General features: G+C 58.5%; 16 protein-coding genes. 9 read left to right on the top strand and 7 right to left on the bottom strand.

What is annotated here, in order from left to right:
• Nucleotides 1-56: 56 nt before the first annotated feature.
• Nucleotides 57-293: a hypothetical protein gene (locus CBB62_01885; GenBank protein ID OUT41137.1), complete on the bottom strand. Its 237-nt coding sequence runs from the start codon at nucleotides 291-293 to the stop codon at nucleotides 57-59.
• Nucleotides 294-440: 147 nt separating this feature from the next.
• Between CBB62_01885 and CBB62_01890 the strand changes: the two genes are divergently transcribed.
• A complete protein-coding gene (locus CBB62_01890; protein OUT41138.1) occupies nucleotides 441-902 on the top strand; it encodes a transcriptional regulator in 462 nt (153 codons plus the stop codon).
• A gap of 9 nt (nucleotides 903-911) precedes the next feature.
• On the opposite strand, the gene CBB62_01895 is transcribed toward CBB62_01890, so the two are convergent.
• Nucleotides 912-1919 carry an NAD(P)H-quinone oxidoreductase gene (locus CBB62_01895; protein OUT41139.1) on the bottom strand — a complete coding sequence of 336 codons (1008 nt, stop codon included), beginning with the start codon at nucleotides 1917-1919 and terminating at the stop codon, nucleotides 912-914.
• Nucleotides 1920-1980: 61 nt separating this feature from the next.
• A complete protein-coding gene (locus CBB62_01900; protein ID OUT41140.1) occupies nucleotides 1981-2640 on the bottom strand; it encodes a hypothetical protein in 660 nt (219 codons plus the stop codon).
• 402 nt (nucleotides 2641-3042) lie between these two features.
• Here CBB62_01900 and CBB62_01905 point away from each other — a divergent pair, with 402 nt between their 5' ends.
• From CBB62_01905 to CBB62_01920, 4 genes are all read left to right on the top strand, one after another.
• Entirely contained in the window at nucleotides 3043-4419 is a 1377-nt protein-coding gene (locus CBB62_01905; protein ID OUT41141.1) for a 30S ribosomal protein S12 methylthiotransferase RimO, read from the top strand.
• 209 nt (nucleotides 4420-4628) lie between these two features.
• On the top strand, nucleotides 4629-5042 hold the full coding sequence (locus tag CBB62_01910; GenBank protein OUT41142.1) for a hypothetical protein: 414 nt from the start codon (nucleotides 4629-4631) through the stop codon (nucleotides 5040-5042).
• Between the two features lie 10 nt (nucleotides 5043-5052).
• Nucleotides 5053-5655, top strand: a complete 603-nt coding sequence (locus tag CBB62_01915) for a hypothetical protein (GenBank protein ID OUT41143.1) — start codon at nucleotides 5053-5055, stop codon at nucleotides 5653-5655.
• 355 nt (nucleotides 5656-6010) lie between these two features.
• Entirely contained in the window at nucleotides 6011-6220 is a 210-nt protein-coding gene (locus CBB62_01920; GenBank protein OUT41144.1) for a cold-shock protein, read from the top strand.
• A gap of 91 nt (nucleotides 6221-6311) precedes the next feature.
• Here CBB62_01920 and CBB62_01925 read toward each other — a convergent pair whose 3' ends face one another.
• Nucleotides 6312-7148 (bottom strand): hypothetical protein, encoded by an 837-nt coding sequence (locus CBB62_01925; protein ID OUT42588.1) that lies wholly within the window; start codon nucleotides 7146-7148, stop codon nucleotides 6312-6314.
• A gap of 181 nt (nucleotides 7149-7329) precedes the next feature.
• On the opposite strand from CBB62_01925, the gene CBB62_01930 reads away from it, so the two are divergent.
• A complete protein-coding gene (locus tag CBB62_01930; GenBank protein ID OUT41145.1) occupies nucleotides 7330-8214 on the top strand; it encodes a deoxyribose-phosphate aldolase in 885 nt (294 codons plus the stop codon).
• Nucleotides 8214-9296 (top strand): hypothetical protein, encoded by a 1083-nt coding sequence (locus CBB62_01935; GenBank protein ID OUT41146.1) that lies wholly within the window; start codon nucleotides 8214-8216, stop codon nucleotides 9294-9296. The genes CBB62_01930 and CBB62_01935 overlap by 1 nt, the downstream gene beginning before the upstream one ends.
• Here the strand turns inward: CBB62_01935 and CBB62_01940 are convergent.
• A complete protein-coding gene (locus tag CBB62_01940; GenBank protein OUT41147.1) occupies nucleotides 9293-10330 on the bottom strand; it encodes an acetylpolyamine amidohydrolase in 1038 nt (345 codons plus the stop codon). The genes CBB62_01935 and CBB62_01940 overlap by 4 nt on opposite strands.
• A 95-nt stretch (nucleotides 10331-10425) precedes the next feature.
• Between CBB62_01940 and CBB62_01945 the strand changes: the two genes are divergently transcribed.
• Together CBB62_01945 and CBB62_01950 are read left to right on the top strand one after the other, a co-directional pair.
• Nucleotides 10426-11262: a molybdate ABC transporter substrate-binding protein gene (locus tag CBB62_01945; GenBank protein ID OUT41148.1), complete on the top strand. Its 837-nt coding sequence runs from the start codon at nucleotides 10426-10428 to the stop codon at nucleotides 11260-11262.
• Nucleotides 11259-11978 (top strand): molybdate ABC transporter permease, encoded by a 720-nt coding sequence (locus CBB62_01950; protein ID OUT41149.1) that lies wholly within the window; start codon nucleotides 11259-11261, stop codon nucleotides 11976-11978. The genes CBB62_01945 and CBB62_01950 overlap by 4 nt, the downstream gene beginning before the upstream one ends.
• 23 nt (nucleotides 11979-12001) lie before the next feature.
• On the opposite strand, the gene CBB62_01955 is transcribed toward CBB62_01950, so the two are convergent.
• Nucleotides 12002-12826: an MBL fold metallo-hydrolase gene (locus CBB62_01955; GenBank protein OUT41150.1), complete on the bottom strand. Its 825-nt coding sequence runs from the start codon at nucleotides 12824-12826 to the stop codon at nucleotides 12002-12004.
• 162 nt (nucleotides 12827-12988) lie between these two features.
• Entirely contained in the window at nucleotides 12989-13681 is a 693-nt protein-coding gene (locus CBB62_01960) for a DNA-binding response regulator (protein OUT41151.1), read from the bottom strand.
• Nucleotides 13682-13819 lie beyond the last annotated feature (138 nt).

Raw genomic sequence — 13819 nt, forward strand, 5'->3', positions numbered from 1 at the left:
GCCAATCGCTGCGCCGTAAGGTCACAAACCGCAGGGTTTATGTTGGGGAGAGAGGTCTATGCTTCCCCATGACCGTGGTGATGGGCGCCACGGTTATGGGTGCGGTCATAGAGACGGGCGACAATGCGGCTCGCGGTGCGCTCGCAGAGGAAGGGGAGAATGGCGTGGATCAGGGCGGAAAATGCGGCGAGGAACAGCAGACCGCTGAATTTGGCGGCAAAGGCCATGTGCTGGAAATAGCTCTCATCAACCGAATGGGGGTGGGTGGTGAACAGTCGGGTAACGGCTTCCATGACGCTTGCTCCTGATTGGGCCTCGTTTGAGGTTCGGTTTGCGGCTCGAAATTACGGGTATTCTGCCATGTCCTGCGCGATTTTATTTCCCAAACTTCACGGTAAATGGGCTTAACGACGAGAAATATTCCCGTTATAGTTCTTTGTATGAGTGATTTTGACCAGCAGGATCGGCGCATCCTGAAAGAACTGCAACGTGATGCCGGACGTCCGGTTGAGGAACTGGCCGAGGTGATCGGCCTGTCGCGCAATGCCACCTGGCGGCGGATCAAGCGGCTGGAGGAACAGGGCGTGTTGCGGGGTCGGGTGGCGCTAGTCGACCCGGATGCGCTCGGTCTCGGCCTGATCGTCTTTATCTCGGTCAAGACCGACCGTCATGATGCCGACTGGGCCGGAAAGTTCGCCGCCGTGATACGCGACTTTCCGGAAATCCTCGGTGCCTATCGGACCGCGGGCGATCAGGACTACCTGCTGCGTGCCCGGGTTGGTGACGTCAAAGCCTATGACAGTCTCTACCAGCGCCTGATTGCGCGGCTGGAGCTGAAGGACGTGACCGCCAGCTTCGTCATGGAGGAAATCAAGGAAACCACCGAACTGCCGGTTGCCTGATCCCGGATTTCAGTGATCGACCGTCAGCACCAGCTTGCCATGCATTTCGCCGCTGTCCATCAGGCGATGGGCTTCGGCGGCGTCGGCGAGGGGGAAGGTCTCGTATATCACTGGCCTGATCTTGCCCTCGACCACATAGGGCCAGATGGTTTGTGACAGCTCGGTACAGAGGCGGGCCTTTTCCGCCGGGCTGCGCGGGCGGAGCAGCGAGCCGGACAGGTGCAGGCGTCGGCCCATGACCCGGCGTATGTCGATGCTGGCCTGATGGCCGCGCAGCACGGCGATCGAGACATGATGGCCTTGCGGGGCGAGGCATTTGAGGTTGCGGTTCACATAGTCGCCACCAACCATGTCGAGCACTGCATGAACCCCATGGCCATCGGTCATTGCCAGCACCTCATCGACAAAGTCATGGGTCTTGTAATTGATTGCATGGACCGCGCCGAGATCGGTGCAGAGCTGTGCCTTGTCGTCGGACCCGACCGTGACAATCGCGCGGGCACCGATGGCTTTCGCCATCTGGATCGCGGTGGTGCCGATGCCGCTGGAGCCGCCATGGATCAGGGCGATCTGTTCCGGTTGCAATTCCCCGTCCTCGAACAGATTGGCCCAGACGGTAAACAGCGCTTCCGGCAGGGCGGCGGCGTCCGCGAGTTTCACGCTTTCGGGTACCGGCAGGGCGTGGCGGGCATCGACAGCGGCATATTCGGCATAACCGCCGCCATGGCAGAGCGCGCAGACCCGGTCGCCGATCGACCAGCGGGTAACGCCGTCACCAACTGCCGCCACCGTACCGGCGACCTCAAGGCCGAGCAGGTCGCTGGCATCTTCCGGCACCTTGTACAGCCCCTGTCGCTGCAGCACATCCGGGCGGTTGATCCCGGCGGCGGCAACCCTGATCACGATCTGTCCGGGCTTGACTTTCGGCACGGACCGAGTGGCCGGGTAGAGGTTTTCCGGGCCGCCGGGTTCGCGGAGCTCGATTACCTGCATGGTGCCGGGAAGTGCGGTGGCCATTTTTGCCTCATGTCATGCGTTGGTCAGTACGCTGGTGGCGCAGCCGATCTGTTTGTCAGCTCTAGATAGCAGGTAGTTCCTTATCCCGCATAACCAATAGCTTATCGATGGAAAAGCTACCGGATTGAAGCGCAGCCGGACCGCGCCGGATAAAGGCCACCACGGGCGTAATACGAATTTCGCTGATGATGTCCGGTCTGCAGGTATGCAATATCAGCAGCTTGAAGATGGTATTGGTCAATGCCGGCTCATCGGCGAAATAGGCATTGGGTCCCTGATAGTTTGCCCAATGTGCCCAGCCCCAGTCCTCGATTGCATAAAGCCCGTCTTCACGCAAAAGTGGGAACAGGGTTTCAAAGGCCACCTCGGTTGGTTTCTGTCGGTGGGAAGCATCATCAACCACAAAATCAAGTGGCTGCATGTTCCCATCACCATAATCAAAAACCTTCTCACAGATTGACAGCACCCGGCTTCTATTGGCTTGATCCACACCATAATGGGTGCTGAGCGAGCGTTTTTCGGCCTTGGCAAGTTCAATCACGTCCTTAAGCGCAGATACAATGTCGATACTCAGGTCAATCGCCGTGTGCCGTGAAGGGCGAAATGCCAGATTATAGAAGGCGACAGATCCGCCGCGCCGAATGCCCAGTTCGAAGATATTATCGATTTTGTTGTCTTTGAATGTATCGATATACAAATCAACCAGTTTCTTGTTCTTCATTAAAATGAAGTTGTGAGGTGATGATTTGTTTGTTTTGACGTCTTTGCCTGAGTCAAACTTGAACTTAAAATCCCCTATGGAAAGATGTGATTGAGTTAAAGAAATGTCAGTCATCGTCTGAATTGCTTGATGTGTTATCCGTTGGGGACGCCCAATTGTGCGATGGCAGCTAATCTGCAATCAGGGAGCAGGGTAAGGTTGGTATTGCGTGATACTTGCAAAACGGGCTGATAAATGCACCGTCTTATCCGCGATCGGCTGTATGTGACGGGGGATAACCGCAAGCTGGCTGGGACTTGGCTGGGAGTAGGCAGGCGGGCCGCATGTCGGCGGAATTGCGCTGGTGCGAAACCGGCTTTGCCACTATAAGCCGCTCCCAGCCGTAAACGAGATGATGTGACGATGAGCGACACACTGGACAAACCGCATATACCGACCGAGGCTCCTGCCGTCGGTATTGTCAGCCTCGGCTGCCCGAAGGCGCTGGTCGACAGCGAGCGGATTCTGACCAAGCTGCGCTCGGACGGTTACCGGATTTCCGGCGATTACAACGATGCCTCTGTCGTGATCGTCAATACCTGCGGGTTTCTCGACAGCGCCAAGGAAGAGAGCCTGAACACCATCGGCGAGGCAATGGCCGAGAATGGCAAGGTGATCGTCACCGGGTGTATGGGGGTTGAGGCCGAGCGTATCCGCGAGACCCATCCGGGTGTGCTCGCTGTGACCGGTCCGCAGCAATATGAGGCGGTGGTCTCCGCCGTCCATGCAGCTGCCCCCCAGACCCATGATCCCTATATCGATCTGGTGCCGCCGCAGGGGCTAAAACTGACCCCGCGCCATTATGCCTATCTGAAGATTTCAGAGGGCTGCAACCATTCATGCAGCTTCTGCATCATTCCCTCCATGCGCGGCAAGCTGGCGAGCCGCCCGGCCGGTGCCGTGTTGCGTGAGGCCGAGAAGCTGGCCGCTGCCGGGGTCAGGGAACTGCTGGTGATCAGTCAGGATACCTCGGCCTATGGCCTCGACATCGGCTACAAGACAAGTCCATGGACGATCACCCGCCCCGACGGCAATCGTGAGAACCGGTCGGTGCGCGCGAAGTTCTATGATCTGTGTGAGGCACTGGGTGAGCTCGGTATCTGGACCCGGCTGCATTACGTCTATCCCTATCCCCATGTGGATGAGGTCATGCCACTGATGGCTGAAGGCAAAATCCTGCCCTATCTCGACATTCCGTTTCAGCACGCTCATCCGGAAATTCTGAAATCCATGCGCCGTCCTGGCAATCAGGTGAAGGTGCTTGAGCGTATCCGGTCATGGCGTGAGCAGGTGCCGGATATTGCCATCCGCTCCACCTTCATCGTCGGTTATCCGGGCGAAACAGAAGAGCATTTCCAGTTCCTGCTCGATTGGCTGAGTGAGGCACAGATTGATCGTCTCGGCTGTTTCAAGTTTGAGCCGGTAGATGGGGCGGCGGCCAATGATTTGCCGGGTCACGTGCCGGAGGCTGTGAAGCAGGAACGTTGGGAACGCCTCATGGCCCATCAGCAGGCGATCAGCGAAAAGCGGCTGGCGGCGAAGGTCGGGCGGCAGATGGATGTGCTGGTCGATGAGGTTGATGAGGACGGCGCAATCGCCCGCTCCTATGCCGATGCGCCGGAAATCGACGGCAATGTTTTTGTTACCGACGGTCAGAATCTGAAGCCCGGCGATATGGTGCCGGTGACGATTGTCGAAGCCAGTGAATATGATCTGTTTGCGGTTCAGAATACTGCCTGATAGGCCTCTGTAACTGGAATCCTGCGGTAAATTGTATCAATCTTAACCAATTGGTTAATTGTCCCCCTTGACCAATTGGTCAATTTGTATGACTGATACTCCGCATTTATTATGAAGCCGATGATCCGACGCGCCGGAAGAAGTTCGCGGTTCCTCGACGGGGAAGGATTAAGCATTTGAAAAAGTTACGCATTGATACGGTTATTCGCATGTGTCGCCGACTTGAGCGTTTGTTCGGGGACCGTATCCAGTCACATCTCAGCACCCTCGGTTATGATGATGTGCCGGCAGCGGCGGTTAGCCTGTTGCCATTGCTCGAGGGCAAGGGCGTGCGCCCGGTGACCCTCGCCAACAAGCTGAAGATTTCCAAGCAGGCTGTACAGCAGAGTCTGAAGCCGCTGGAAACCTCGAAATATGTCGAGACCGTGCCGGACCCGACCGATGGTCGCGGCAAGCTGGTCAAGCTGACCGAGAGCGGCGATACCCTGCTCAAGACCATGCACAAGGTCAAACAGTCGGTTCAGGATGAATTGCGCAGCCAGATTGGCAAAAAGACCTTCAAGAAAATGGAAGAGAGTCTGAACGAGATCGAGGCGATCCTCGATCCCGGTATCCACGACTGATCTTCTCTTAATTACAAGGCACTTTCCGATGTTTTATAAACCCGGCAAGACCGATCCCAAATGGGATCTCGGTCTTGCTCATGATCCGTTCAAGGCACTGGTCCAGCCACGACCGATTGCCTGGGTCTCGACACGCTCGACCGATGGCCGGGACAATCTGGCACCCTACAGCTACTTCAATGCGCTGGCCTCGAAGCCACCGGTGGTGATGTTCTCATCCAACGGCTCGCCGCATTCGATCCGCAATGCCCGCGATACCGGTGAGTTCGTGGTCAACATGGTGTCGGAGGAACTGGCCGACGTCATGAATGCGACCGCGACCAAGGATGATGTCGACGAGTTCGAGCGCGCCGGACTGGAGAAGGCCGCGTGCCATGTGGTGGCCGCGCCGCGGGTGGCGATCGCTCCGGCATCCTTCGAATGCAAGTTGCTGCAGATTGTCGATCTGCCCGGTGATGACAACAAAATGGCGATCGGCGAAGTGGTCGGTGTGCACATCAATGACGCCATTCTGGTCGATGGTCTGGTGCGCAACTGGACCCCGCTCGCACGGCTCGGTTATATGGATTACACCGCTGTTCGCGACGTTTTCAGCATCTCCCGACCAAAATAAATTAGCCGGGTGAGTGGTTTAGGCATGCTGCCCATGTGCTGAATGCGGGCAGGTCGATGCCGGTTACGCTTGCGTAAAGTTACGAGTCGCATTACCTTGTCGGCTATTGGATATCGACCAAGACCGATGCCGATCGAAAGACGACGATTAAACTACTGCGACGCAGGGGCAACCCTGCCCAGTCATACCGGTGAACCCGGCCTTAACCGGCCTCGAATAACACCGGAGAGCCTGATCCTCTTCCGTTCTGACGCTTTTGAGATATTCCACGACCCGTTCGGCGGACGCTTTTGTGCGTCGGACATGACTAACGGCTGGCGTTGCCAGTCATTTAACTAACGGAAAGGATACGGTTATGCCTACAGGCACCGTGAAATGGTTTAATGCGACTAAAGGTTATGGCTTCATCGAGCCCGATGATGGCGGCAAGGACGTGTTCCTGCACATCACCGCAGTTGAGCGCGCCGGGATGAACAACCCAACCGAAGGTCAGCGTATCGAATTTGAACTCGTGACCGACGAAAAACGTGGCAAGACCTCAGCCGGCAACATCAAAGCCGCCTAAGGTTAAGGGCAGTTTCTACTGCCTGCCAAAAGATAACCGGTGTCAGATATCTGACACCGGTTTTTTTGTGCCCGGATGCTGGGCGGGATGACTATTGATCTTTGGGTTCTGTCGGTGGCGGTGGGGCGGGCTCACGCAGATGCCCGCGTACCTGACCATAGGCGAGCATGGCAAACAGGCCGGTACCGCCGATTATATTGCCGATCAGGGCCGGAATCATGAACTGGAACAGGGCGAAGCCCCAGGTTGCCTCGCCGATGAACACCAGCAGGAAGGCTTCGCCGGAACCGGCAACCACGTGGGAAAAGCCACCCATGGCGATCATGTAGGTCACCAGCACAATGACTGCGAACTGGCTTTCCTTGGCATTGGGCAGGATCCAGACCAGTGCTGCAACAAGGAACCCGGCCGGTACACCATAACCGAGGATTTCCAGAAAACTGCGGTCGAGCAGCGGTCGAGAGACGGCAATCATGCCCTGAATGACATCGTCATTGGCGATCCAGCCGCTGGACAGCAGGGCCATCGCCGCTCCGATGCCGATCATATTGGCAAAGAACACAATGCCCCAAACCCGCACCATCTCGCGTATCTTGTTCTTTGTGAACTCGTTCACCACGGGCAGAACCACGGTGATCGTGTTCTCAGTGAACAGCTGCATCCGGCCCAGAACCACGATCAGGAAGCCGACGCAGTATCCGGCATGAACCACGGCATCCTTCCACTGTGCTTCCGGGATGTAGTGGTGGAGGATGCCTTCGGCGAGAACCGAGGTAGACATGACGATCCCGGCGGCAATCGCCGACCAGAACAGCGAGGTGCTGCGCCGTTCCAGCTCTTCCTCGCCCTCGCGCTGGATCATCGAATAGACGACAGGGGCTCGTAATTTGGATCGGCGCTGGGTTTCGCGCTCTTCGCTATAGCTCATTTTTGCTTCATCAGCCGTGGTCATGAATGGTGCTCCGGCAGCCGCAGACGGCTGCCAATACGGTTGGCGTTTGGTGTTTTCTCAATGGAAGTTTAGGTATGTGGAACGCCCAAAGGCTTAACAGATACAAAACGCGCGATAAGGCTGTCCCGTTCGGCGCAAAATAACAAGGCAGTTTAACATGGTTATCCAAACGCCCCCGTTCAATACCGACAGATATGCCGCAGAAATTGCAGCGGCCAAACAGGTTAAAGGGACACCTGAGACGGCGCGCAAGGCCTTGCAGGCTCTTGATCTGACAACGCTGCAGGACAATGCCACGCGCAAGGGAACCGAGACCAAGGCGGAAATCGCCGCATTTCTCGAAACTGCTACGGAATCAGTCGACGGCTCGAAAATCGCTGCCGTTTGCGTCTATCCGAATCATGTGCGCCAGGCAGCCGATGCCACCCGCGGCACCGGTATCGGCGTTGCCACCGTGGTCAATTTCTATGATGGCGATGAGCCGGCCCAGAAGGTTGCTGCTGATACCCGTATGGCGAAGAAGGCAGGTGCCACCGAGATCGATGTGGTGATCCCGTTCAAAACCTTCACCGATCGCTATGACGAGCAGACCGGCGAGGTGCTGAGTGCCACCCGCAAGGCCGCCCCGCTGCAGAAGATGAAAGTGATTCTCGAGACCAACCAGCTGCAGGACACGACCAAAATCTATGAGGCATCCATCGCCGCGATTACCGCCGGTGCCGATATGCTCAAGACCTCAACCGGCAAGAATGACGGCGATGTGACCCTTGAGCACGCAGCGGCCATGCTGGCAGCGATCAAGGATACCGGCATGAATATCGGCCTGAAAATCTCCAAGGGCGTCAAAACCAATGAGCAGGCCGCGCAGTTCATGGCGCTGGCCGACAGCATCATGGGTGAGGGCTGGTCTGCCGATCGTGACAATTTCCGTTTCGGTGCTTCCAGCCTGCGCACCGATCTGGTGGCCAATATGGACCTGCCAGCCGCCAAGCGTCCGGCTGATGCACCTGAATCCAAACCCGGTATGAACGGCGATTATTGATGGTATCCGACGGGTCTGCCGACCTGCCGGAACGTCTGGCCACGGCAACGGCAACGCTCAGTATTGATGATGATACTGCAGCCGCCCATCTGGCGCGGCTGGATGGTTTCGCCACCGCGAATGTCCGTGCGGGCACCGGCGGCCCCTTTGCCGCAGAGCTGTTCATTCACAATCGTAGCACCGGCGATCTGATCAGCCTGTCCGGCCCAATGGGCAATGCGGTCCTGTCCAAGGGGATCGCCAGTGCCCATGCCGAGGCCGAGACGCTGACCGAGGCAACGCTCGAAAAAGCTCTCACTATCCTGAAGGACAATCCCGATGACGACCTGCAGTTGCTGCAGGTTTCCTCAGCCGAGAGCTGCCCTGCCTGCCGTTCCAAGCAGATCGCGTTTCTGCACCGGTTGAAGGCAGAGGGCTGGCCACAGGATGCGCGGATCGAGGTTGTGTTTGCTGCTACCTATGAGGATACGTTCCGGGTCGCCGGGTTCAATGACAAGCCGTATCAGGATGATCTGCTCGGTCAGCTACGGCCACCGATGATCGTCCAGCGCTCGATGGTTTTTGCCGATCTGCCGGAACTGGTGCGGCAAACCGCTGGCCATGTCGGGGCCTTTGCCGGGTGCCTGATGCCCGATCCGTCACAAGCCGGTAGCACATGGTTTGAGCCGGTTGTGGTGCCGGTTCGCGGGTTGAGCATGGAAGTGGCCGCACTGCATAAGGCATCGGCGGCACGCATGGCCGCCGGGATCGACAAGCCATGGCATCTGGGGGCCGAAGGTCCGGCGATGCTCTATACCACCGCCGATCATGTGGGGCCGCTCATGCTGACCGATAGTCAATGGGCTGGCATATCCGAAATTATCCAGATCAGTGACCGCCCTTCGACACCGGCGGAAAGCCCGCTCATCGACAATGCGCCGCTCTTGGCACGCGCCCGGCTGGCCTATAACGCCCATGGGTCGGAACTGATCGTGCATCATCTGCCGGTGGGCACCCACGGGCTGAACAATACCGCCCAGCAGGTCTGGCGCGATGAGGTGATGCAGAGCACGCCCGAGAAGCTCTATAACGGTGTCGACTAGAGCCGTGATGCGCTCTCGAAACCGGTCAGCACACCGACCGCATTGACCGCGATTGCTTCAATGGCATAGCCGCCTTCCATCACGAACTGGGTCGGACGGTTGAGTGCGGCCAGTCGCTCGCCGATCCGTGGAAACGCATCGGTATCCAGCGTGAATTGCGAAATCGGGTCTTCCTTGTAGGTATCAACACCGAGCGAGACGATGATCGCATCCGGGGCGAAATCCTCGATCCGGCGGCAGGCATTCTCGAATGCCTCGGACCAGCGATCCCAGTCACTGCCCCATGGCAGCGGATAGTTGTGGTTGTGGCCATAACCGGCACCCTCGCCAATCTCATCGGCATGGCCGAGGAAGAACGGAAACTCGAAGCGCGGGTCGGCATGGATCGACAGGAACTGCACGTCCGAGCGGCCATAGAAGATCGACTGGGTGCCATTGCCGTGGTGGTAGTCAACGTCAATGATCGAAATCCGCGCACAGCCCTTGTCGAGCAGGTATTGCGCGGCAATCGCTGCGTTGTTGAAGAAGCAATAGCCGCCATAGAAATCGGCATGGGCATGATGGCCCGGCGGTCGGCAGAGCGAGAACACCGCCTGCTCGCCGGTCACGAGGGCACCGGCCCCGCTGACCGCGGTATTGGCACTGGAGGTAATCGCGCGCCATGTGCCCGGCGTAATCGGTGTCCCGGCATCGAAGGAGAAATAGGACAGGCGGCCATCGATGGTTTCCGGTTCGCGGTTGCCCATGCCCCGCACCGGCCAGCAGAGCGGCAGCGCGTCATTGTCGCGGCCCTCGGCGGCCCAGAGCTCCCAGGCTTCCTCGAGAAATTTGATCAGGCGTTTGTCATGTATCCGGGCGATCGGGTCGATTCCGGCATCATCAGGCGTCCGAACCTCGCCGAGGTTGACGTCACGTACCCGGCTTATAATCATCTCGGCGCGTTCCGGCTTCTCGAACGGTTTCATGATCATGCCGTCATTCAATTCCGAGCGGCCATCCTGAAAGCGGTGGTCCGGTGAAAAGATTGTGAGCATGCTGGTCGCCTGTTTGTCATGAATGGCGGGATATGATCTTATCGCGCGCGGTAAGTGTATGTACCAGACCGCATAATGGCTGACACTATCATATTATGTTGCACACCCTCCTCCAGCGCTGGCGGTATTGCATCCTGAACGGTATGCCCGTGGCTGTGCTGCTGTGTCTGGCTTTATCGATGCCAGTAGCGGCGGCAGGCCGGCAGCAGATCACGGTCTTTGCCGCTGCCAGCCTCAAGGGCGCGATGATGGCGGCGATCAGTGAATTTGAGACGCAGCAGCCGGACAGTGATATCCGGCTGTCGGTCGCCGCTTCCTCGACACTGGCGCGCCAGATCGAGGCCGGGGCACCGGCTGACATATACGCCAGCGCCAATTTGCTCTGGGCCGAGTATCTGGCCGGACAGGGGATGCTGGTGCCCGGCTGGCGCTCGGACTGGCTCGGCAACCGTCTGGTGCTGATTGCCACCGGCGGTGATGTTGTCATTACCGTCATGCCCCATGAGTTGCGCGCCGATGAGCGCCTTATAGATAAGCTGCCTGAAGGTGAGCGACTGGCGGTTGGCGATCCCGAGCATGTGCCGGTCGGGCGCTATGCCCGTGCGGCGCTGGAAAGCCTCGGCCAATGGGATGCGTTGCGGCCAAGGCTGGCACCGACCGCCGATACGCTGGCGACCATTGCCCTGGTCGGCACCGGTGTTGCGCCGCTTGGCATTGCCTATGGCTCTGATGCGCTGCTCAGCGACCGGGTCAGGGTTGTGGCCTATTTCCCCGACAGCAGCCATCCACCGATCCGCTACAGTCTTGGACTGATCGACCGGCAGGATGGGCAGCAGAATGAATTGGCGCAGGCGTTCTTTGACTTCCTGCAGACGCCATCGGCCATGCGTATCTTCGCCGATCACGGGTTCAGAACGGATGCACCGCCATGATGCTCGATGCCGCCGCCGGTGAAGCGCTCTGGCTCAGTTTTCGTATCGCCGGTGTCGCAGTGGTCTGGAGCCTGCCGCTGGCCTTCATGCTGGCGCTCGCACTGACCCATCCGCGACTGCCGCTGACCGGTCGTGCCCTGCTTGATATTCTGGTGCACCTGCCACTGATCCTGCCGCCGGTGGTGATCGGCTATCTCCTGCTGGTCACGCTTGGGCATCAGGCACCGCTCGGCCATTGGCTCGAGGCGGTGTTCGGCATCCGCTTTGTCTTCTCATGGACCGGGGCGGCGCTGGCCGCCGGTGTGGTCAGTCTGCCGTTTCAGGTGCGTGCAATCCGGTTGAGTATCGAGGCGATTGACCCGCGCTTGCTGGCCGCCGCCGCCAGTTTGGGCGCCGGATCATGGCACCGGCTGCTTCGGATCATCCTGCCCCTGTCGCTGCCCGGCATCGTCGCCGGGGCGATGACCGCCTTTGCCGCAGCACTCGGCGAGTTCGGGGCGATTATCACCTTTGTCTCCAACATACCGGGGGAGACACGGACCCTGCCGCTCGCTATCTTCACCGCCCTGCAGTCACCGGGCGGGGAGGCGCTGGCGGCACAGCTTGCCGGGCTGTCGGTAGCACTGGCGCTGGTGGTGTTGCTGGGGGCAGATATGCTGGGGCGCTGGCTGGCGCGACGGATTGGTCACCGGGTGACGGTGCCCGGCAAGCGCTGATTGATCAGAACGCCTGAATAATATCAGAGATACAGGACCATGCCTTCGCGCGCGGCGATAGTGCCGGGGCGGGTGGCTTCGGCAGCCGAGGCAATCTCGTCCATCTGTTCGTCGGTGCGCTCGGGATCATGGTGGAAGATCACCACCTTGCCCACATTGGCGGCCTCACCGACCTTGCATGCCTCCTGCCATGTGGAATGGCCCCAGCCCTTCTTGGCCGGGTATTCCTCATCGGTATAGGTGGCGTCATAGATCATGATATCGGCATCCTGCGACAGCTTCAGGACATTTTCGTCCAGACGGTCGGGGAAGTGCTCGGTATCGGTGATGATGGCGACGGACTTGTCCTTGTATTCCAGACGATAGCCGGTGCAGCCATTGGGGTGGTTGAGCGGTGCCGTATGCAGCTTGATCCCCTGATATGGAGTCAGGACATCGCCCTGGGTGAACCGGTTGAATTCGGTATCCGCCTGAAAGGTATCAACGCTGATCGGCAGCAGCGGGTCGGTCATCATGTTGGAGATGACCTTGCGCAGATCATTATCGCTGGCCAGATGCCCGGCGCTGACCCGCATGCGGTTTTCGGGATTATAGGCCGGGCCGAAAAACGGCAGGCCGATGATGTGATCCAGATGGGTATGGGTCAGGTAAATATCGTAGTCGTGACGGCCATTACCATCGTTCAACCGACCGAGGCGGCGAATGCCCGAACCGGCGTCGAAGATGATATTATGCTCGCCGCAAGTGACTTCGATACAGGTGGTGTTACCGCCATAACGTAGTGTTTCCGGTCCCGGACACGGTATCGTGCCACGCACGCCCCAAAACCGTACTGTCAGATCAGCCATACTGGCCCTTTCGGGTCATTTCCACCTGTTGGTATTTACCCCGTACTGTGCCGTGCCTCGGTTGTAAAGTCGAGCGTTTGGGTACCAGCTATCAATAACAGGGGCTTTCAGATGCGACCCTGATGCAACGCCTTGCGGTCCTGCGGATGCTTTACGGGGAAATCAATCGGGTACCAGGCGATAGCCACCGGGTTCGGTGACCAGCAGCGCGGCATTGGATGGATCGGCCTCGATCTTCTGACGCAGGCGATAGACATGGGTTTCCAGCGTATGGGTCGTCACATTGGCGTTATAGCCCCAGACCTCGCCCAGCAGGGTATCGCGACCCACCACCTTGTCCTGTGCCCGGAGCAGGTATTTCAGGATCGCGGTTTCTTTTTCGGTCAGGCGGATTTTCTGGTCATTCTCACCATGCAGCATGATCTTGTTCGCTGGCTGGAACGAATATGGCCCGATGGAGAAAACCGCATCCTCGGTATTGGCGAACTGACGCAGCTGGGCGCGCATGCGGGCGAGCAGGACATTGAGGCGGAACGGCTTGGTGACATAGTCATTGGCCCCGGCCTCAAGACCCAGAATGGTATCGGCATCGCTGTCCTGTGCGGTCAGCATGATGATCGGTGCTCGTACATCCTCCCGGCGCATCAGGCGGCAGAGATCCCGGCCATCCATATCCGGCAGCCCAACATCGAGCAGCAGCAGGTCAAAGCGCTGGGCCTTGGCCGCTTCGAGGCCCGCTTTGGCGGTGGCAGCCTGCACGATGTCGAATTCCTCATGCAGCTCGAGCTGTTCGCTCAGGGATTCGCGCAGCTCGTCATCATCGTCGACCATCAGGATTTTCAGATTACCGGCCATGGGTCCCTAATACCTTGTTGCTTCTGCGATCCCGGTGCCTAGGATAGGACAATTCGGATTGCAGGGGTTCTTTTTCGAATTCCGCACCACATCTTTTATAAGTATCAAGATACTGACTGCAAAATGCTTCTGCTAATT

It is taken from the genome of Micavibrio sp. TMED2 (genome assembly GCA_002168225.1).
Classification (GTDB): domain Bacteria; phylum Pseudomonadota; class Alphaproteobacteria; order TMED2; family TMED2; genus TMED2.